Here is a 20,358-nt window from a genome sequence, read left to right on the forward strand (position 1 = left end):
GACGAGGACTGACAATGAACGTCTATCTCCCGCTGGTCATCATGCTGGTGATCGCCGCCGCGTTCGTCGCGGGCGGCCTGGTCGTCACCATGCAGCTCGGGCCGCGCCGCTACAACCGCGCGAAGTACGACTCGTACGAGTGCGGCATCGAGCCGACCCCGCAGCCCATCGGCGGCGGCCGGTTCCCGGTGAAGTACTACATCACCGCGATGCTGTTCATCGTCTTCGACATCGAGATCGTGTTCCTCTATCCGTGGGCCGTGACGTTCGACCGCCTCGGCTCGTTCGCGCTGATCGAGATGATCCTGTTCATCATCACGGTCTTCCTGGCCTACATCTACGTGATCCGCCGCGGCGGGCTGGAGTGGGACGAGTGATGACGACCACGATGACCAAGACCAAGCACACCCACACCAACCGAACCGAAGCGAGGGACTGACATGGCAGGCGGACTGGAGGACAAGCTCCCCGCAGGCATCGCGCTGACGACGGTCGAGGGCCTCGTCGGCTGGATGCGACAGGCCTCGTTCTGGCCCGTGACGTTCGGCCTCGCGTGCTGCGCGATCGAGATGATGACCTACGGCGCGCCGCGCTACGACGCGTCGCGCTGGGGCCAGGAGGTGTTCCGTCCCTCGCCGCGCCAGGCCGACCTGATGATCGTCGCCGGTCGCGTGTCGCAGAAGATGGCGCCGGTCGTACGCCAGGTCTATGACCAGATGCCGAACCCGAAGTTCGTGCTCGCCATGGGCGTGTGCGCCAGCTCCGGCGGCATGTTCAACAACTACGCCGTCGTCCAGGGCGTCGACCACATCGTGCCCGTCGACATCTACGTGCCCGGCTGCCCGCCGCGCCCCGAGATGCTGATCGACGCGATGTTCAAGCTCAAGAAGCTGAAGGTCGCCAAGCTCAAGATGGGTCCCCACGAGATCGCGGAGCGCGAGGAGCTCGAGCGCGCCGCGCTCGAGGCCCCCGCGACCCATGAGATGAAGGGGCTGCTCCGATGAGCGAGAAGGATCCGGGTCGCGACAACGTCGCGAACCCGAACGAGAACAAGCCCGCCGGTACGCCGGCCTCGCCGACCGGTCCCGCCGGCGCCGAGTCCGGCACCGCGGGCTCGGGCCTCGAGCCGGCCGGCCGCCCCAAGACCGAGGTCGTCGAGACCCGCAGGGGCATGTGGGGCCGCTCCGGCGGCTCGGGCGACACCTCCGGCTATGGCGGCATCGTCCGCACGATCGATCGCCCCGCCGAGGCCGTCCGCCCCTTCGGCGGCTGGTTCGACGACGTCGTCGACCGGATCGAGGCGCTCGTGCCGGGCGCGATCGACAAGGTCGTCGTCCACCGCGGCGAGCTGACGCTCTACGTCCACGGCGAGAAGCTGGCCGACCTCGCGCGCTCCCTGCGCGACGACGCGGCCCTGCGGTTCGAGCACTGCGCGTCGGTCTCGGGGGTCCACTACCCGTCCGACCGCGGCAACGAGCTCCACTCCGTCTACCACTTCCAGTCGATGACCCATAACCGCCGCGTACGCGTCGAGGCGGCGTGCTCCGAGGAGAACCCACACCTGCCGTCCATCGTCGCGACCTATCCGGCCGCCGACTGGCACGAGCGCGAGACGTGGGACATGTTCGGGATCATCTATGACGGCCACCCCGCGCTGACCCGCATCCTCATGCCGGACGACTGGCCCGGCCACCCGCAGCGCAAGGACTACCCGCTCGGCGGCGTACCCGTCGAATACAAGGGCGCGACCGTCCCGCCGCCGGACCAGCGCAGGAGCTACTGATGACGACCCACCGCGATGACGTGACCGACGTGAACGCCGCCCCCGTGCAGCACGAGCCCGTCGTGTCCGACCACGACCACTACGACGCCGGCGACGCTCCCGACGGGGCAACCGTCTACACCGCGTCGGGCCAGGACTGGGACGAGATCGTCTCGGCCCAGGCCGAGCGCGGCGACGAGCTGCTCGTGGTCAACATGGGCCCCCAGCACCCGTCGACCCACGGTGTGCTCCGCCTCATCCTGGAGATGGAGGGCGAGACGATCCACACCGCGCGTGCCGGCATCGGCTACCTCCACACCGGCATCGAGAAGAACATGGAATACCGCTCCTGGACCCAGGGCGTCACGTTCTGCACCCGCATGGACTACCTGACGTCGTTCTTCCAGGAGTCGACCTACTGCATGGGCGTCGAGCGCCTCCTCGACATCGAGGACCAGGTGACCGAGAAGGCCAAGGTCATCCGCGTCATGCTCATGGAGCTCAACCGCATCTCGTCCCACCTCATCTGCATCGCGACCGGCGGCATGGAGATCGGCGCGCTGACGATCATGACGATCGGCTTCCGTGACCGCGAGATGATCCTCGACGCGTTCGAGGCGATCTCGGGCCTCCGCATGAACAACGGCTTCATCCGGCCCGGAGGCGTCGCGAACGACGTGACCCACAAGGAGCTGGAGAAGGTCAAGGAGGCGGTGCGCTGGCTCCACAAGCACCTGCCGGAATACAAGCAGTTCTGCAACGCGAACCCGATCTTCCTCGGCCGCATGCGGGACGTCGGTTACCTCGACGCCGCCACCTGCATGGCGCTCGGCATCACCGGCCCCATGCTGCGCTCGACCGGCTATGACTGGGACCTTCGCAAGAAGCAGCCCTACCTCGACTACGAGACCTACGACTTCGAGGTGCCGACCAACGAGATGTGCGACGCGCTCGGCAAGTTCCTGATCCGTCAGGAGGAGATGTGGCAGTCGCTCCACATCGTCGAGCAGTGCGTCGAGCGCCTCGAGAAGATGGAGGGCGCCCCGGTCATGGTCAGCGACCCGAAGATCGCGTGGCCCGCCCAGCTGTCCATCGGCTCCGACGGCCAGGGCAACTCGAACGAGCACATCAAGCACATCATGGGTGAGTCCATGGAAGCGCTGATCCACCACTTCAAGCTGGTGACCGAGGGCTTCCAGGTGCCGGTGGGGCAGGCGTACGTCCCGATCGAGTCGCCGAAGGGCGAGATCGGCGCCCATGTGGTCTCCGACGGCGGTACGCGCCCCTGGCGCGCCCACTTCCGCGACCCCAGTTTCAACAACCTGCAGGCCGTCGCCGCACTCTGCGAGGGCGCCCTGATGTCCGACGTGGTCGTGGCCGTGGCGTCCGTCGACCCGGTGATGGGAGGGGTCGACCGATGAGCGGCTTCAAGAGCCACTTCGAACACTCGGGCGGGATCGACCTCGCCAACGAGGAGTCGAACATCACGCTCGAGACGGTGGAGGAGATCCGCCAGATCGCCGCGCGCTATCCGCAGGCGCGCTCGGCGCTGCTGCCGGCCCTGCACCTCGTGCAGTCGGTCGACGGCCGCGTCAGCCCCCGCGGCATCGAGGTCTGCGCGGAGGTCCTCGGCATCACGGCCGCCGAGGTCTCGGGCGTCGCGACGTTCTACACGATGTACAAGCGCAAGCCGGTCGGCAGGCACCACGTCGGCGTCTGCACCACCGCGCTCTGCGCGATCATGGGCGGCGACCACATCCTCGCCACCCTGCAGGACCACCTCGGCGTCGGCAACGACGAGACCACCCCCGACGGCCAGATCACGCTCGAGCACATCGAGTGCAACGCCGCGTGCGACTTCGCGCCCGTCGTGATGGTCAACTGGGAGTTCTTCGACAACATGACGCCCGCCAGCTCGATCGAGCTCGTCGACGCCCTCGCGGCCGGCGAGACCGTGACCGCCTCGCGCGGCGCCACGATCACCAGCTGGCGCGAGGCCGAGCGCGTGCTCGCCGGCTTCCCCGACGGTCGCGCCGACGAGGGCCCGGCCGCCGGGCCCGAGTCGCTGCTGGGCCTGCGGATCGCGCGTGAGAAGGGGTGGCGCGCGCCCGACAAGGACAACCTGCCGCCCGCACCCGCTCCCGCCCCTGAGGAGAAGAAGTGAGCATCGACCTGCTGACCCCGGTCCTGTCGGCCAACTGGGGCGACGACCGCGCCTGGAAGCTCGCGAACTACGAGCGCACCGGCGGCTACCAGGCCCTGCGCCAGGCCCTCGACATGTCGGCCGACGACATCGTCACCACAGTCAAGGACGCGGGCCTGCGCGGCCGCGGCGGCGCCGGCTTCCCGACCGGCATGAAGTGGTCGTTCATCCCCAAGGACAACCCGAACCCGAAATATCTCGTCGTCAACGCCGACGAGTCGGAGCCCGGCACCTGCAAGGACATCCCGCTGATGATGGCCTCGCCCCACACCCTGGTGGAGGGCGTCATCATCTCCGCGTACGCGATCGGCGCCCACCACGCGTTCATCTACGTCCGCGGTGAGGTCCTCCACGTCGCGCGCCGCCTGCAGCAGGCCGTGCGCGAGGCGTACTCGGCCGGCTACCTCGGCAAGAACGTGCTCGGCAAGGGCTACGACATCGACCTCGTGATCCACTCGGGCGCGGGGGCATACATCTGTGGCGAGGAGACCGCGCTGCTCGACTCGCTCGAGGGGCGTCGCGGCCAACCGCGCCTGCGTCCGCCGTTCCCGGCCGTCGCGGGCCTGTACGCGTCGCCGACCGTCATCAACAACGTCGAGTCGATCGCGTCCGTGCCGTGCATCATCGCCAACGGCAAGGAGTGGTTCCAGGCGATGGGCACCGAGAAGTCGAAGGGCATGACGCTCTATTCGCTCTCGGGCCACGTCGCGCGCCCCGGCCAGTTCGAGGCGCCCATGGGCATCACGCTGCGCCAGCTGCTCGACCTTTCGGGGGGCGTCCGCAACGGACACCGGCTCAAGTTCTGGACCCCCGGCGGTTCCTCGACGCCGCTGCTGCCCGGCACCGACGAATACCTCGACCTGCCCCTCGACTACGAGGGCATGGCGGGCGCGAAGACGATGCTCGGCACCAAGGCCCTCCAGTGCTTCGACGAGACCACCTCCGTGGTCCGCTCGACGCTGCGCTGGGTCGAGTTCTACAAGCACGAGTCGTGCGGCAAGTGCACGCCGTGCCGCGAGGGCTCGTGGTGGCTCACCCAGATCCTGATGCGCCTCGAGGCCGGCAAGGGCGTCGAGGGCGACATCGACAAGCTCCTCGACCTCTGCGACAACATCGGCGGCCGCTCGTTCTGCGCGCTCGCCGACGGCGCCGTCGCCTGCGTGACCTCCGCGGTGCAGCACTTCCGCGACGAGTTCGAGCAGGGCATGACGACCCCGGCCTGGGAGCTGTTCCCCTATGAGAAGAGCGCGGTGTTCGACGTGCCCGCTCGCCGACCGATGACTGTGGGAGCCCACTGATGACCGTCACGTCCAACAAGGAAGCGGCCGAGGCCCAGAAGGCCGACCTCGTCACCCTGACCATCGACGACGTCGAGGTCTCGGTGCCGAAGGGCACGCTCGCGATCCGCGCCGCCGAGGCCATCGGCGTCGACGTGCCGCGCTTCTGCGACCACCCGCTGCTCGACCCGGTCGGCGCCTGCCGCCAGTGCCTGGTGGAGGTGCCCGACGCCGGCAACGGCCGCGGCATGCCGAAGCCGCAGGCCTCGTGCACCCTCGAGGTCGCGCCCGGCATGAAGATCAAGACCCAGCTGACCTCGCCGCAGGCCGAGAAGGCCCAGGAGGGCATGCTCGAGTTCCTGCTGATGAATCACCCGCTCGACTGCCCGATCTGCGACAAGGGCGGCGAATGCCCCCTGCAGAACCAGGCGATGTCGCACGGCCACGGCGAGTCGCGCTATGAGGGCGTGAAGCGCACGTTCCCGAAGCCCATCAACATCTCCAAGCAGGTCCTGCTCGACCGCGAGCGCTGCGTCCTCTGCGCGCGCTGCACGCGGTTCTCGGAGCAGATCGCCGGTGACCCCTTCATCGCGCTCGTCGAGCGCGGCGCGCTGCAGCAGGTCGGCATCTACGAGAAGCAGCCCTTCGAGTCCTACTTCTCCGGCAACACGATCCAGATCTGCCCGGTCGGCGCGCTGACGTCGGCCGCGTACCGCTTCCGCTCGCGTCCGTTCGACCTCGTGTCGACGCCGTCGGCGTGCGAGCACTGCGCGTCGGGCTGCGAGCTGCGCGTCGACCACCGGCGCGGCGAGGTCATGCGCCGCCTCGCGGGCGAGGTCCCCGAGGTCAACGAGGAGTGGAACTGCGACAAGGGCCGCTTCGGCTTCGTGTCGGGACGCGGCGACGACCGGGTCACGCGCCCGCTGGTGCGTGAGGGCGGGCTCCTGCGCCCGGCCTCGTGGCCCGAGGCCATCGACGTCGCGGTGCGCGGACTCCGCGCCGCCGGCTCGTCGGTCGGGGTGCTCCCGGGCGGCCGCCTGACGATGGAGGACGCGTACGGGTATGCGAAGTTCGCCCGCGCCGTCCTGAAGACCAACCACGTCGACTTCCGCAGCCGCCCCCACACCCCCGAGGAGGGCGAGTTCCTCGCCCACGCGGTGGCAGGCAAGGGCATCGAGACCGCGTACGCCGACCTCGAGCGCGCCAAGACCGTCGTCCTGGTCGGGTTCGAGCCCGAGGACGAGTCGCCCATCGTCTTCCTGCGGCTGCGCAAGGCCGTCCGCAAGAAGAAGCTCAAGGTCGTCACGGTCGCCCCGTTCCTGTCGAACGGGTCCCGCAAGCTCAAGGCCGAGCTCGTCCCGACCGTCCCCGGCACCGAGGCGTCGGTCCTGAACAACCTCGGCGTCGACCTCGACGGCGACGCGATCGTGCTGGTGGGGGAGCGCGCCGCCGACGCGATCGGCACGCTGACCGCCGCCCTCGAACTCGCCGACCGCACCGGGGCCCGCCTCGCGTGGATCCCGCGCCGCGCCGGCGACCGCGGCGCCATCGAGGCCGGCTGCCTGCCGAACCTCCTGCCGGGCGGCCGCCTGGTCGACGACCCGCAGGCGCGCGTCGACGTCCAGACGGTCTGGGGCGTCAACGGGCTCTCGTCCGAGATCGGCCTCGACGGCGACGCCATGCTGGGCGCCGCGGCCAACGGCCGCGTCCGGGCCTTGGTCGTCGGCGGCGTGGAGCCGGCCGACTTCCGCTTCCCCGATGCCGCCATCGCGGGCCTCGAGGGCGCCGAGTTCGTCGTCTCGCTCGAGACCCGCCTGTCGCAGGTCACCGAGCGCGCCGACGTCGTCTTCCCGGTCTCGCTGATCGAGGAGCGCAGCGGCACCTTCCTCGACTGGGAGGGCCGCGAGCGCCCCGTACGCCAGTTCCTGTCGATGGACCGCAACGTCATGACCGACCTCCGTGTGCTCGCGGCCCTGGCCGACGCCCTCGGCGCCGACCTGGGGGTGCGTACGCCGGAGCAGGCCAAGGCCGAGCTCGACGAGCTCTCCGGCTGGGACGGCGCCCGCGCCGGGCGGCCCGACGAGCGCCCCGCGACCGTCGCCCAACCGGGCGAGGGCGAGGCCGTGCTCGCGGCCTGGCGCGAGCTCATCGACGACTCGCGCGGCACCGACGGCGAGGCCGCGCTGGCCGCGACCGCGCGTACGCCGGTGGTGCGCATGAACGAGGCGATGGCCGGCGGGCTCGTCGAAGGCACCCTGGTGGAGGTCTCCCGCGGCGAGGGCCGTGTGGTCCTGCCGCTCGCGGTGACCGACGGCATGGCCGACGGCGTCGTCTGGCTCCCCATGGCCGCCCGCGGCGCGCGTCTGTCGACGCACCTGGGCGCGGTCCCCGGCGACCTGGTCCGCGTGGCCGTGGCCGCCGATCGCTCCGCCACCCACCTCCCCGAAGGAGACCTGGCATGACGCCGCTCGACATGTCCCTGTTCGGCAACGACCCCTGGTGGATCTCCCTCATCAAGGGCGCCGCGCTGCTGGTCTACCTCCTGCTCTTCACGCTGTTCAACATCGTCTTCGAGCGCAAGGTCGTGGCGAAGATGCAGCACCGCGTCGGCCCGATCATGAACGGCCCCGGAGGCTCGCTGCAGTCGCTGGCGGACGGCCTCAAGCTGATGCTGAAGGAGGACTTCCGGCCGAAGAACGCCGAGCGGTTCGTCTTCAACCTGGCGCCCTACCTGGTGGCGATCCCGGCGTTCTCGATTCTCGCGATGATCCCGCTGGGCGGTGAGGTGACGATGTTCGGCCACCGCACCACGCTGCAGCTGACCGACCTCCCGGTCGCGGTGCTCGGCGTGCTGGCGCTGGCGTCGGTCGGCATCTACGGCATCGTGCTCGCCGGTTGGTCGTCGGGCTCGACGTTCGCGCTGCTCGGCGGCCTGCGCTCGAGCGCCCAGATGATCTCCTACGAGGTCGCGATGGGCCTGTCGTTCGTGACGGTGTTCATGTTCGCGGGCTCGATGTCGACCTCCGAGATCGTCGAGCGCCAGCAGGACCGCATCAACCTGTTCGGTGGCGTCGAGCTGCCGATCCCGGGCTGGTATTTCCTGCTGCTGGCGCCGTCGTTCATCATCTACGTCATCTCGATGGTCGGCGAGACCAACCGCGCGCCGTTCGACCTGCCGGAGTGCGAGTCGGAGCTCGTGGGCGGCTTCCACACCGAATATTCGGGCTTCCGCTTCGCGATGTTCTTCCTCGCCGAATACATCAACATGGTCAACGTCTCGGCCGTCGCCACCACGCTGTTCCTCGGCGGCTGGCACGCCCCGTGGCCGCTGAACATGATCCCCGGCCTCGACAACCCGTGGCTCGGCCCGGTCTGGTTCACCCTCAAGGTGATCCTGTTCATCTTCCTGTTCATCTGGCTGCGCGGCACCCTGCCCCGCCTCCGCTATGACCAGTTCATGAACTTCGGCTGGAAGTGGCTCATCCCGATCTCGCTCGGCTGGATCATGGCTGTCGCGTCCATCCGCAGCCTGAACCTGCACGACACCGAGGGCCCCAACATCCCGGCGATCCTGGGCGCGGTCATCGTGCTCGGCGCGCTGCTGGCCCTGACGTTCATGGGCGGCAAGGCCGAGGACGAGGCGCCGAAGTCCGTCAGCGGACCGTTCGACCCGTACGCGGGTGGCTATCCGGTCCCGCCGCGCGCGGGCCAGGTGCTGCCCGAGCTCCGGGACGTCGTGAACGTCCCGGCCCACGACGGCGAGGCCCCGGCGAGCGGGGCCCAGACCCGTGGCGGGTCCTCCGCCACCAACGCAACCGGTACGGGAGTTGATCTCTGATGGGTTTCCTTGACGCCTGGGCGGGCTTCGGGGTCACGTTCAAGACGATGTTCCGCAAGACCTTCACCGAGGACTACCCCCTCAAGCCGAAGGTCACGGCGCCTCGCTTCCACGGACGCCACCAGCTCAACCGCTGGCCCGACGGCCTGGAGAAGTGCGTCGGCTGCGAGCTGTGTGCGTGGGCCTGCCCCGCGGACGCGATCTATGTCGAGGGCGCGAGCAACGTCGACGGCGACAACTACTCGCCGGGCGAGCGCTATGGCCGCGTCTACCAGATCAACTACCTGCGCTGCATCCTGTGCGGGCTCTGCATCGAGGCGTGCCCCACGCGCGCGCTGACGATGACCAACGAGTTCGAGCTGGCCGAGTTCACGCGCGAGAAGATGATCTACGAGAAGCAGGACCTCCTCGCCCCGCTGCTGCCCGGCATGGAGCAGCCGCCCCACGCGCGTCGCCTGGGCGACGACGAGAAGGACTATTTCCTGGGCCTGCCCACCACGGGCCAGCCCGACACGCGGACCGGCACGACGCAGTCGCCGGCCGAGGCGGGCCACGGCGTGCCCGATCCGGGTCGGGTCGACCCCGACGACATCCAGGTGGGAGGACCCCAGTGATTCCGATGGTTCCGATGGTCACGGGCGCCGCGGTGGCGTTCTGGCTGCTGGCGCCGGTCATGGTGCTCGGCGCGCTGGGGATGGTGCTGTCCAAGAAGGCCGTCCACTCCGCGCTGTCGCTGGCCGTCGTCATGATCTGCCTGGCCGTGCAGTACGCGGCCCAGGACGCGCCCTTCCTGTTCGCGGTGCAGATCATCGTCTACACCGGCGCGATCCTGATGCTGTTCCTGTTCGTCGTCATGCTGGTCGGCGTCGACGCGCGCGACTCGCTGGTCGAGACGCTCAAGGGCCAGCGGGTCATGGCGATCCTCGCCGCCCTGGGCTTCGGCGCGCTGCTGCTGCTCGTCGTGGGCAACGCCGTCGTCGACGGCACCGCGGTCGGCCTCGGCCAGGCCAACACGATGCCCGGCCCCGACGGTCGCCCCGATCCCCACGGCAACGTGACGGCGCTGGCGTACCTGATCTTCAGCCGGTACGTCTTCGTCTTCGAGGCGACCTCGGCGCTGCTCATCACCGCCGCCGTCGGCGCCATGGTGCTCGCGCACCGCGAGCGCGTCGGTGAGAAGATCACCCAGAAGGCCAAGATGGGTGAGCGCATGAAGGCGTACGCCGAGACCGGCCAGCACCCCGGCCCGCTGCCGACCCCGGGCGTCTTCGCCCGCCACAACGCCGTCGACACGCCGGCGCTGCTGCCCGACGGCTCCGTCGCGCCGGGCTCGGTGTCGAAGACGCTGGCCGCCCGCGGCACCGTCGTTGACGGCGAGCGGCTCGCCGACGCGACGCGCGCCACGCTGCGCGCGATCGAGGGGACCGCGACCGACGACGAGCACAACTCGGCGCTGGCCCGGCGTACGGGTGGCCCGGTCGCCGACGGCGGGACCGACACGGTCGGCAACCGCACCGGCACGGGCCCGCTGCACGCCTCGAGCGGCACCGATCAGGGCACTGCCCATGGCAAGGGGGAGAAGTGAACCCGAACAACTACCTGATCCTGTCGGCGATCCTGTTCACGATCGGCACGGTCGGCTTCATGGTGCGCCGCAATGCGATCGTGGCCTTCATGTCGGTCGAGCTGATGCTGAACGCGTCGAACCTCGCGCTCGTCACGTTTTCGCGCGTGCACGGCAACCTGCACGGCCAGATCGCGAGCTTCTTCGTGATGGTCGTCGCCGCGGCCGAGGTCGTGGTCGGCCTCGCCATCATCGTGTCCATCTTCCGAACGCGACGGTCGGCCTCGGTCGACGACGCGAACCTGCTGAAGTTCTGAGGTGCCACGCATGACCGTCCTCGAATCCCTCCCCGTGCTGGAGGGGGTCGTCCACCCCGTCGCGCCGTTCTCGACGATGACCTCGCTCGCGTGGCTCCTCATCGTCATCCCGCTGCTGTCGGCCGCCGTGCTGCTGCTCCTCGGGAAGGCCAGCGACGCGTGGGGCCACCTGCTCGGCACCGCCGCCTCGCTCGCCTCCTTCGCGCTCGGCGCCTGCATCTTCGCCGAGATGTTCCTGGCCGACGAGGCCCAGCGCTCCATCGCCGTCCCCGTCTACGAGTGGATCGGCGTCGGCGGCTGGCATGTCAACCTCGGCCTGCTGGTCGACCAGCTGTCGATCCTGTTCGTGCTGCTGATCACCGGTGTGGGTTCGCTGATCCACATCTATTCGATCGGCTACATGGCGCACGACGACCGGCGCCGGCGCTTCTTCGCGTACCTAAACCTGTTCGTCGCCGCGATGCTGATGCTGGTGCTGGCCGACAACTACCTCGGCCTGTTCCTCGGCTGGGAGGGCGTCGGCCTGGCGTCCTACCTGCTGATCTCGTTCTGGCAGCACAAGCACTCGGCCGCCGCCGCCGGCAAGAAGGCCTTCGTGGTCAACCGCGTCGGCGACATCGGCATGGCGCTGGCCATGATGACGATGTTCGCCACGTTCGGCACGGTGGCGTTCACCGAGGTCAACGAGCGCGTCCACGGCATGGCCACGGCGCCCGGCACCCTGTTCGGCTCGGGCTCGCTGACCGTCACGTTCATCGGCCTGTTCCTGCTGCTCGCCGCCTGCGGCAAGTCGGCGCAGGTGCCGCTGCACTCCTGGCTGCTTGACGCCATGGAGGGCCCGACCCCGGTGTCGGCGCTCATCCACGCGGCGACCATGGTCACCGCCGGCGTCTACCTGGTCACCCGCTCGCACGCGATCTTCGCCGAGACCCCGCTGGCCTCGACCGCCGTCGTCGTCGTCGGCACGGTGACGCTGCTCGCCGGCGCCTGGATCGGAACCTCGAAGGACGACATCAAGAAGGCGCTCGCCGGCTCGACGATGTCGCAGATCGGCTACATGATGCTGGCCGCCGGCATCGGTCCGGCCGGCTATGCCTTCGCGATCTTCCACCTGATCACCCACGGCTTCTTCAAGGCCAACATGTTCCTCGGCGCCGGCTCGGTCATGCACGGCATGGGCGACGACGTGAACATGCGCCACTACGGCGCCCTGTCGAAGGCCATGAAGGTCACGTTCCTGACGTTCGCCATGGGCTACCTGGCGATCATCGGCTTCCCGTTCACCTCGGGCTTCTTCTCGAAGGACCACATCATCGAGGCCGCCTTCCACCACAACACGCTGGTGGGCGTCTGCGCTCTGGTGGGCGCCTTCATCACGGCCTACTACATGACGCGCATGATGATGATGACCTTCTTCGGCACCAAGCGCTGGGAGGAGGGCATCCACCCGCACGAGTCGCCGGCCGTGATGACCATCCCGCTGATCGTGCTCGCCGTGTTGTCGCTCGTCGCCGGTGTAGCGATGAACGGCTGGATCGGTGGCTGGCTCGACCCGGCCACCGGCGGCCACACCCACGAGGCGGGCCTCTTCGCGGGCTTCACGTCGCTCGTCGGCCTCGTCACCATGGCGGCGGTCGCCCTCGGCGTCCTCGCCGGCTGGTGGGTCTTCCGCGGCCGCATCCCGCGCGACGCGCCCTCGGGCAACCTGCTCGAGAACGCCGCCCGCAACGACCTCTACGGCGATGCGCTGAACCGCTTCTTCGTCATCGAGCCGACCATGGTCGCTGCCAACGGCATCGCCTCGGCCGACGACAAGGGTGTCGACGGCGCGGTCAACGGCGGCGCCGCCATGGTGGGCGGCCTGTCCACCACGTTCCGCCGTCTCCAGACGGGCTATGTCCGGTCGTACGCGCTCACGATGGTGGCCGGAGCCGCCCTCGTCGGCCTTGTCTTGATCCTCGGCCGAGTGGCCTGAGGGGAGGAGTCGCAATGAGTTTCCCCTGGCTGACCCTGTTGGGTCTCCTCCCCATGCTCGGCGCCGCCGTGCTGATGATGGTGAAGAACGCGAAGCAGGCCCGCACGATGGGCCTGGTGTTCTCGCTCGCGACGCTCGCGGTCGGTGTCGCCGTGGCCGTGATGGTGGCCGGCGGTGCCCAGATCGCCGAGCGCCTGCCGTGGATCCGCGCGTTCGGCGCCTGGTGGTCGCTCGGCCCCATCGACGGCATCTCGCTGACGATGGTGCTGCTGACGGTCATCCTGACCCCGATCGTCCTGCTCGCGTCGTGGGACACCGTGGACGCCGACGACCGCTGGGGCAGCCATGTCTATTTCGGCCTGGTCCTCGCGCTCGAGTCGCTGTCGCTGTTCGTGTTCATGGCGACCGACGTCCTGCTGTTCTACCTCTTCTTCGAGGCCACGCTGATCCCGATGTACTTCCTGCTCGGCGGCTTCGGCGGCCGTCGTCGCGGGTACGCGGCCATCAAGTTCCTGCTGTTCGGCCTCGCCGGCGGCCTGATCATGCTGGCCTCGGTCATCGGCCTGTACGCGGTGTCCGCCCGCCAGGGCTCGCCCAGCTACCTGCTGTCCGACCTCGCCCAGCTCGACATCGGCGGTGCGACGGGACGCTGGCTGTTCCTCGGCTTCTTCATCGCGTTCGCGCTGAAGGCCCCGATGGTGCCGTTCCACACGTGGCTCCCCGACGCCGCCGAGGAGGGCACGGCCGGCAGCTCGACGCTGATGGTCGGCATCCTCGACAAGATCGGCACGTTCGGCATGATCCGCTTCTGCCTCGAGCTGTTCCCCGAGGCGTCGAAGTGGGCTTCGCCGGTCGTCATCGTGCTGGCGCTCGTGTCGGTGATCTACGGCGCGCTCGCGGCCATCGGCCAGAAGGACATGATGCGCCTGATCGCCTTCACGTCGATCAGCCACTTCGGGTTCATCGTGCTCGGCATCTTCTCGTTCACGACGGTCTCGATGACCGGCGCGACGTTCTACATGTTCAACCACGCCTTCTCGACGGCCGTGCTGTTCCTCGTGGCCGGCTATCTCGTGCAGCGCCGCGGCTCGCGCCTGATCTCGGCGTACGGCGGTGTGCAGAAGGTCGCGCCCGTCATGGCCGGGCTGTTCCTGATGGGCGCGCTGTCGTCGGCCGCGCTGCCCGGCATGTCGAGCTTCGTGTCGGAGTTCATGGTCATCGCCGGATCGTTCGCGCGGAACCCGATCGTGGCCGGCATCTCGACCATCGCGATGGTCCTCGCCGCGGTCTATTGCCTCTGGATGTATCAGCGCATCTTCACCGGCCCGGTCACAGACCAGACCGCGAAGGCGTTCGGCGGTGTGGCCGATCCGGTGGACGCCAACGGCGAGTACGCCGGGGCCGCCCACGATGGTGCGTTGGCTGAGCGAGCGCCAGCGAGTCGAAGCCACGACGACCCCGCGTTGGCTGAGCGAGCGCCAGCGAGTCGAGGCCACGACGACCCCGCGTTGGCTGAGCGAGCGCCAGCGAGTCGAAGCCACGACGACCCCGCGTTGGCTGAGCGAGCGCCAGCGAGTCGAAGCCACGACGACGGCGCCCACGCCCTCGGCGCCGCCGACCGGTCCACGCGGCTCGACCTCACCGGTCGCGAGAAGCTCGCGATCGCGCCCCTTCTGGCCCTGATCCTGGTCTTCGGCTTCTTCCCGAAGCCGATGCTCGACCTGATCGAACCGGCCGTGAAGACCACCATGCAGCAGGTCGGCCTGACCGATCCTGAGCCGCAGCTCGCGAAGGGACACAACTGATGAACCCCGGCACGTTCGAGGCGCCGGTGCTGGAATACCTCCAGCTCTCGCCGCTCTTCGTGATCTTCGGCATGGCCTGCCTCCAGGTCGGCGTCGAGGCGTTCTTCCCGCGCAAGGGGCGGGCGGGCGTACAGCTGGGGCTGTCGTTCGTCGCCATCGTCGTCGCGCTGGCGCTGACGATCTTCAACTGGATGTCGGGCGCGCAGAGCATCGGCGCGGTCGGGTCGGTGGCGCTGGACGGGCCGTCGTACTTCATCTGGGCCCTGCTGCTCGTGCTGACCGCGCTGAGCCTGTTCGTGTTCGCCGAGCGCAAGCTGTCGGGCGGGTCCACGGCGTTCACGCCGCAGGCCGCCTCGGTGCCGGGCACCCCGGCCGAGAAGGAGGCGATCCTGAATCGCCTCGAGCACACCGAGATCTATCCGCTGCTGCTCTTCGCGTTGACCGGCATGATGCTGTTCCCCGCGTCGAACGACCTGCTGACGATGTTCATCGCGCTCGAGATCATGTCGCTGCCGCTTTATCTGATGTGCGGCCTCGCGCGCCGCCGCCGCCTGCTGTCGCAGGAGGCCTCGGTCAAGTACTTCCTGCTGGGTGCGCTGTCGTCGGCCTTCTTCCTGTATGGCGCTGCGCTGCTCTACGGGTACGCGGGCGACTTCACCCTCGCCGCCATCGACCGCGCCACGAGCGCGGGCACGGGCTCGTCGGTGCTGCTGCTCGGCGGCATGGGCCTGATGGCGATCGGCCTGCTGTTCAAGGTCGGCGCGGTGCCGTTCCACAACTGGACGCCCGACGTCTATCAGGGCGCCCCGACGCCGGTCACCGGGTTCATGGCGGCCTGCACGAAGATCGCCGCCGTGGGCGCGCTGCTGCGCGTGTTCTATGTCGGCCTCGGCGGCGCGCGCTGGGACTGGCAGCCGCTGATGGCGGCCGTCGCGGTGCTGACCATGGCGGTCGGCTCGCTGCTGGCGATCACGCAGACCGACATCAAGCGCATGCTGGCGTACTCGTCGATCGCCCACGCGGGCTTCCTGCTGACCGCCATGACGGGCGCGGCGCAGGGCGCCACCGGCGTGGGCGCCGGCCAGCTGACGTCGCTGTCGGCGATCCTGTTCTACCTGGCTGCGTACGGCTTCACCACGATCGGCGCGTTCGCGATCGTCACGATGGTGCGCGACGCCGGGGGCGAGGTGACCTCGCTGAAGGGCTGGGCCGGCCTGGGCCGCAAGAATCCCGGCATCGCCGCGGTGTTCGCGCTGTTCCTGCTGTCGTTCGCCGGCATTCCGCTGACGTCGGGCTTCATCGGCAAGTGGGCCGTGTTCGTGGCGGCCTGGCGCGGCGGATTCGCGTGGCTGGTCGTCGTCGCGGTGCTCATGTCGCTGGTCGCCGCGTTCTTCTATCTGCGCGTCATCATGGTCATGTTCTTCTCCGATCCCACGGGCGACGCCCGGGTGGCGGCCCCGAGCTGGATGACCCTGGTCGCCGTCGGGGTAGGATGCCTTGCCACCATCGGTCTCGGCATCCTGCCGGGCCCGCTGCTGAACGTCGCCATGCTGGCGCGCGAGTTCCTGCGCTGACAGCCCGAAGGGAGATCTGTGCTGTCGACAACTGACACCGTGACGGACGACGCGTTCGCCGACGCGGTGAGGGGCCACTTGGCCGTCATCGAGGAGCGCCTGCTCGAGTCGGCGCAGGGCGACACCCCGATGGTGACCGAGTCGGCGCAGCACATCATCTCCGCCGGCGGGAAGCGCTTCCGGCCGCTGCTCGTCGTGCTGGCCTCCCACTTCGGGGGCCCGGTCGACGACGAGGACCTCGTGAAGGCCGCGATGGTGGTCGAGCTGACCCACGTCGCGAGCCTCTATCACGACGACGTCATGGACGACGCCGACAAGCGCCGGGGGGTCGAGTCGGCCAACCGGCGCTGGGACAACACCGTCGCGATCCTCGTGGGCGACTTCCTGTTCGCCCGCGCGTCCGACACCGTGGCCGACCTCGGCACCGACTTCGTACGCCTCCAGGCCCGCACGTTCGCGCGGCTGGTCCAGGGCCAGATCGCCGAGACGGTCGGACCGGCCGACGGGGCGGATCCGCTGGACCACTACATGGGCGTGCTGGCCGACAAGACCGGCTCGCTGATCGCGACCTCGGCGGTCTTCGGCGGCATGGTGTCGGGGGCCTCGCCCGAGGTGCTGGCGGCCCTGGGGGAGTTCGGCGAGGAGATCGGTCTGGCGTTCCAGCTGTCCGACGACATCATCGACATCACGTCCGACGAGACCGGCAAGACGCCCGGCACCGACCTGCGCGAGGGCGTGGCGACGCTGCCGACGCTGCTGGTCGGGCGCTCGTCGTCGGGATCGGACGCGCGACTCAAGGAGCTCATCGGGTCCGACCTCTCCGGTGACGCCGAGCTGGCGGAGGCGATCTCGCTGTTGCGGGCCCATCCGGCGATCGAGGAGGCCCGTGCCGAGGTGCGACGCCGGGCCGACGCCGCGCGCGGCCACCTGGCGGGGTTGCCCACCGGGGCGGCCAAGGAGGCGCTCGAGGCGCTCTGCGACCAGGTCGTGACGCGGTCGGCGTGAGGCCTTCGTCGCGGTGGCCCGCCATGCTGTGCTGGACCACCGTGCTGCTCGAGGGGTTCGACCTCGTGGTGCTCGGGGCGGTCATCCCGACGTTGTTGAGGACCGGCCACGTGGGATTCACCGCGGCCGGGGCCACGACGGTGGCGACGCTGTCGCTCGTGGGGGTGGCCATCGGAGCCGCGGTGGCCGGGCCGGTCGCCGACCGGGTGGGGCGACGCCGCGTACTGCTCGGGTCGATCCTGCTCTTCTCGCTGTTCACGCTGGTGGTGCCGTGGGCGCCGTCGGTGGGGGTGTTCGCGGCTCTGCGGTTGATGGCGGGCGTCGGGCTGGGAGCCGGGCTGCCGACCGCACTGACGCTGATGTCGGAGCACCTGCCGCGGGAGCGGCGGTCGCGGGCCAGCACGATGACGATGACGGGCTATCACGTCGGCGCGGTGCTCGCGTCGCTGGCGGCGCTGGCGCTGGTGCCGTCGTGGAAGCCGCTGTTCCTGTTCGGCGGGCTGGCCGGGCTGGCGTTCCTGCCGCTGATGTGGGCGAAGCTGCCGGAGTCGCCGGCGTTTCTGGCGGCGGATCGGGTGGACGGGCGCGCGGCGCGGGCTGCGCTGTTCCGCGGGCCGCTGTTGCGGGCGAGCCTGGGGGTGTGGGTGGGCTCGTTCATGGGTCTGCTGCTGGTCTATGGGCTGAACACGTGGCTGCCGCAGCTGATGCGGCAGGCGGGCTATGACATCGCGAGCTCGATCACGATGCTGTTCGTGCTGAACGCGGGGGCCGTGGTCGGGCTGGTCGTGGCAGGGCGGGTCGCCGACCGAAGGGGCGTACGCCCGACGATCTGGCTGTGGTTCGCGGCGGCTGCGGTGCTGCTGGCGCTGCTGTCGATCAGGATCGCCGACCGGTTCGTGCTGAACGGGGTGATCCTCGTGACGGGTGCGTTCGTGTTCAGCGCGCAGGTGCTGATCTATGCGTACGTCACGCACGCGTTCCGGGCCGAGGTGCGGAACACGGCGCTGGGGCTGGCGTCATCGATCGGGCGGATGGGCGCGATCGTGGGGCCGCTGATCACGGGAGCGCTGGTGAGCGCGGGCCTGGCGTACCCGTGGGGGTTCTGGTTCTTCGCGCTGACGGCGGTTCTGGGGCTGGCGGCGATGGCGTGCGTACCGCACGAGAGGGAGCTGGAGGCATCGGCTCAGGACGTGCGTCAGGACTGAAAGGCTCGGCGGAGGACCTCGGGATCGCCGTCGAGGCGGCCGTCGTGATCAAGGTGGCCTAGGGCGGCTCGATGGGCTCGGCCGAGGCGCGAGGTCCGGTGGGGTCGACGTGGAGCGGCCGGCTTAGCGACAAAGGAGTTGAAGCCTCTCGCGCACGTTCTCCGAGCGAGGCAGCCCTTCTACGTTCTCCGAGCGGGCGCAGCGAGACGAGGAGCGCGTCACGTTCTCCGAGCGGCGCCCTCACGTTCTCCGAGCGAGCGGAGCGAGTCGAGGAGCGCGTCACGTTCGCTGAGCGGTGCCCTCACGTTATCCGAGCGAGCGGAGCGAGTCGAGGAGCGGGTTGCGTTCGCTGAGCGAGGCCGCCTGCGGCCGAGTCGAAGTGTCGCGACCGCGAACCCCGCGGTCCACCGCGAACCCCGGAATCGTCACCCCGAACCCCATGGTTCACCGCGCACCCCGCATGCATGGTGCGCGCTGCACCTCGGGGTTCGCCCTCGAGGGCCTCCGTGACCGCGAACCCTGTCAGTCACCGCGAACCCTCGCGCGGCGTTATCCACAGCCCGTTCGTTAACCCAGTGTTTGCCGTCGCGTCGCGAATCGCGGCCCGGGCGCCGACCAGAATGGCGGAGGTTGAACCGCTGGTCGAATCCCCGGGATCTTGGAGGAAGTGTGCGTCACGTCGCCGTAGGCCTTGCCGCCGCGCTGCTGCTCGCGAGCGCGTGCACGCCGAAGGACGAGGGCGGTACGCGGGACCCCTCCATCACTTATGGCAATCCGACCCCGACCGAGACTGCGGGTACGCCGACCCCGACCGCGCGCGCGACGCCATCGACGGAAGAACTGGTACGCCAGACCCAGGCCGTCTATCAGGTGGCCTTCGATGAGTACGAGCGCCTGACGCGGGCAGGCGGTGCCGATGAGGCATCCCCCCGGCTGAAGCAGGTGATGCAGGGAACCTACCTGGATCTGACCACCAAAGCGCTTCGCGAGCAGAAGGCGACGGGGTACCGGATTGAGGGTCGAGCGGCTACAACCAAATCGAGATCTGCAGCAGGCACGGCCAGCCAGGGGTCAGACCCGCGCCTGACGCTCGAAGTGTGCGAAGACCGACGAGGGGCGACGTTGATCGAGCGGAACGGCCAGCGGGCAGAGAGTGGATTTGTGGCGGGCCATGTCTTTGCTGCCCAGGCAGCAGACGGCCGGATCAAGTTGACCAGCGTTCGTACTAGACCGGCTGAACAATGCGTTTGGTAGCGCTGGCGATGGGCTGGGGAACTTTGGCGACGCTGGTCTTGACGGTTCCTGCCGCAGGCCAAGGGGAGGATCCGCCGGAGTTTGGGATCCATGGGACTCGAACTGTGAAGTCGGGTGTCAAGGGTGACACTGCCACTGTGACTGCCGGCCAGCAGGAGTCCAAGAAGTACGCTCCGCAGTCCGGCGATCCTGGAGGCAATAACGATCCGGCGAGAGGGACCGGCACCCCAAAGCAGGGCAATCCAACTCCAGTCACTTACCCGGATTGGGTGATGGACAATCCTGGTGTCCGGGGTGGGTCGATGTCTCCGGGTGAGGTGCTCGATTCGTTGTGCCGTCAGATGGCGGGTGGGGGTGGGCCGGTCGATGCCGCGTGTCTGCCTGGCCGTGCTCCGGGTCCTGGTGCTCCGGCTGTTCCTCCGCCTCCTGATCCTGTGGTGGTGGCGCGGCGTGCGGTGGCGGAGTTGAAGCTTCCGGCGGGGCGGCCGCTGGTGGGGCCTGATCCGAGTGTGAATGAGTGGAACATGGTGGCGGTGGGGTATCCGATCTGGTTGTGGACCGATGATCCCGCTACGCAGT

Annotated in this window: 16 protein-coding genes and 1 pseudogene; all 17 read left to right on the forward strand. The window is 69.2% G+C overall.

Translation table 11 applies throughout. The features are described from left to right. Positions 1-14: 14 nt before the first annotated feature. The 17 genes and pseudogenes from ACYVAG_RS16980 (at position 15) to ACYVAG_RS17060 (ending at position 19,779) form a co-directional block, all read left to right on the forward strand. Positions 15-377, forward strand: coding sequence for an NADH-quinone oxidoreductase subunit A (locus tag ACYVAG_RS16980; RefSeq protein WP_460771640.1), 363 nt, complete (start codon positions 15-17; stop codon positions 375-377). Between the two features lie 63 nt (positions 378-440). After that, positions 441-1,004: an NADH-quinone oxidoreductase subunit B gene (locus ACYVAG_RS16985; protein WP_460771642.1), complete on the forward strand. Its 564-nt coding sequence runs from the start codon at positions 441-443 to the stop codon at positions 1,002-1,004. Next, positions 1,001-1,783, forward strand: a complete 783-nt coding sequence (locus ACYVAG_RS16990; RefSeq protein ID WP_460771644.1) for an NADH-quinone oxidoreductase subunit C — start codon at positions 1,001-1,003, stop codon at positions 1,781-1,783. Before ACYVAG_RS16985 ends, ACYVAG_RS16990 begins: the two co-directional genes overlap by 4 nt. A gap of 62 nt (positions 1,784-1,845) precedes the next feature. Further along, a complete protein-coding gene (locus ACYVAG_RS16995) occupies positions 1,846-3,183 on the forward strand; it encodes an NADH-quinone oxidoreductase subunit D (protein ID WP_460771665.1) in 1,338 nt (445 codons plus the stop codon). Continuing rightward, positions 3,180-3,926, forward strand: a complete 747-nt coding sequence (gene nuoE, locus ACYVAG_RS17000) for an NADH-quinone oxidoreductase subunit NuoE (RefSeq protein ID WP_460771645.1) — start codon at positions 3,180-3,182, stop codon at positions 3,924-3,926. The genes ACYVAG_RS16995 and nuoE overlap by 4 nt, the downstream gene beginning before the upstream one ends. Further along, positions 3,923-5,263, forward strand: a complete 1,341-nt coding sequence (gene nuoF, locus ACYVAG_RS17005) for an NADH-quinone oxidoreductase subunit NuoF (protein WP_460771647.1) — start codon at positions 3,923-3,925, stop codon at positions 5,261-5,263. The genes nuoE and nuoF overlap by 4 nt, the downstream gene beginning before the upstream one ends. After that, complete coding sequence (locus tag ACYVAG_RS17010) at positions 5,263-7,704, forward strand: NADH-quinone oxidoreductase subunit G (protein WP_460771649.1); 2,442 nt, start codon at positions 5,263-5,265, stop codon at positions 7,702-7,704. The genes nuoF and ACYVAG_RS17010 overlap by 1 nt, the downstream gene beginning before the upstream one ends. After that, a complete protein-coding gene (gene nuoH, locus ACYVAG_RS17015) occupies positions 7,701-9,080 on the forward strand; it encodes an NADH-quinone oxidoreductase subunit NuoH (RefSeq protein ID WP_460771651.1) in 1,380 nt (459 codons plus the stop codon). The genes ACYVAG_RS17010 and nuoH overlap by 4 nt, the downstream gene beginning before the upstream one ends. Beyond that, positions 9,080-9,694, forward strand: coding sequence for an NADH-quinone oxidoreductase subunit NuoI (gene nuoI / locus ACYVAG_RS17020; protein ID WP_460771652.1), 615 nt, complete (start codon positions 9,080-9,082; stop codon positions 9,692-9,694). The genes nuoH and nuoI overlap by 1 nt, the downstream gene beginning before the upstream one ends. Before the next feature lie 5 nt (positions 9,695-9,699). Continuing rightward, positions 9,700-10,497: pseudogene (locus ACYVAG_RS17025) on the forward strand (NADH-quinone oxidoreductase subunit J); the annotation flags it as partial. A gap of 164 nt (positions 10,498-10,661) precedes the next feature. Next, positions 10,662-10,961 (forward strand): NADH-quinone oxidoreductase subunit NuoK, encoded by a 300-nt coding sequence (gene nuoK / locus ACYVAG_RS17030; protein WP_460771655.1) that lies wholly within the window; start codon positions 10,662-10,664, stop codon positions 10,959-10,961. Between the two features lie 76 nt (positions 10,962-11,037). Beyond that, the gene (gene nuoL / locus ACYVAG_RS17035) at positions 11,038-12,936 is read left to right on the forward strand and encodes an NADH-quinone oxidoreductase subunit L (protein WP_460771667.1); all 1,899 of its coding nucleotides are present in this window, start codon (positions 11,038-11,040) and stop codon (positions 12,934-12,936) included. Between the two features lie 14 nt (positions 12,937-12,950). Continuing rightward, complete coding sequence (locus ACYVAG_RS17040) at positions 12,951-14,741, forward strand: NADH-quinone oxidoreductase subunit M (protein WP_460771656.1); 1,791 nt, start codon at positions 12,951-12,953, stop codon at positions 14,739-14,741. After that, complete coding sequence (nuoN, locus tag ACYVAG_RS17045) at positions 14,741-16,315, forward strand: NADH-quinone oxidoreductase subunit NuoN (RefSeq protein WP_460771658.1); 1,575 nt, start codon at positions 14,741-14,743, stop codon at positions 16,313-16,315. The genes ACYVAG_RS17040 and nuoN overlap by 1 nt, the downstream gene beginning before the upstream one ends. 39 nt (positions 16,316-16,354) lie before the next feature. After that, a complete protein-coding gene (locus ACYVAG_RS17050) occupies positions 16,355-17,320 on the forward strand; it encodes a polyprenyl synthetase family protein (protein WP_460771660.1) in 966 nt (321 codons plus the stop codon). 23 nt (positions 17,321-17,343) lie between these two features. Further along, positions 17,344-18,525 carry an MFS transporter gene (locus tag ACYVAG_RS17055; RefSeq protein WP_460771662.1) on the forward strand — a complete coding sequence of 394 codons (1,182 nt, stop codon included), beginning with the start codon at positions 17,344-17,346 and terminating at the stop codon, positions 18,523-18,525. A gap of 669 nt (positions 18,526-19,194) precedes the next feature. Further along, positions 19,195-19,779, forward strand: a complete 585-nt coding sequence (locus ACYVAG_RS17060) for a hypothetical protein (RefSeq protein ID WP_460771663.1) — start codon at positions 19,195-19,197, stop codon at positions 19,777-19,779. Positions 19,780-20,358: the final 579 nt, after the last annotated feature.

The organism is Mariniluteicoccus flavus (assembly GCF_054776655.1).

Coding starts and splice junctions, on each gene's coding strand:
- ACYVAG_RS16980 (WP_460771640.1), top strand. CDS start 15: ATGAACGTCTATCTCCCGCTGGTCATCATGCTGGTGATCGCCGCCGCG.
- ACYVAG_RS16985 (WP_460771642.1), top strand. CDS start 441: ATGGCAGGCGGACTGGAGGACAAGCTCCCCGCAGGCATCGCGCTGACG.
- ACYVAG_RS16990 (WP_460771644.1), top strand. CDS start 1,001: ATGAGCGAGAAGGATCCGGGTCGCGACAACGTCGCGAACCCGAACGAG.
- nuoE (WP_460771645.1), top strand. CDS start 3,180: ATGAGCGGCTTCAAGAGCCACTTCGAACACTCGGGCGGGATCGACCTC.
- ACYVAG_RS17010 (WP_460771649.1), top strand. CDS start 5,263: ATGACCGTCACGTCCAACAAGGAAGCGGCCGAGGCCCAGAAGGCCGAC.
- nuoH (WP_460771651.1), top strand. CDS start 7,701: ATGACGCCGCTCGACATGTCCCTGTTCGGCAACGACCCCTGGTGGATC.
- nuoI (WP_460771652.1), top strand. CDS start 9,080: ATGGGTTTCCTTGACGCCTGGGCGGGCTTCGGGGTCACGTTCAAGACG.
- nuoL (WP_460771667.1), top strand. CDS start 11,038: ATGACCTCGCTCGCGTGGCTCCTCATCGTCATCCCGCTGCTGTCGGCC.
- ACYVAG_RS17040 (WP_460771656.1), top strand. CDS start 12,951: ATGAGTTTCCCCTGGCTGACCCTGTTGGGTCTCCTCCCCATGCTCGGC.
- nuoN (WP_460771658.1), top strand. CDS start 14,741: ATGAACCCCGGCACGTTCGAGGCGCCGGTGCTGGAATACCTCCAGCTC.
- ACYVAG_RS17055 (WP_460771662.1), top strand. CDS start 17,344: ATGCTGTGCTGGACCACCGTGCTGCTCGAGGGGTTCGACCTCGTGGTG.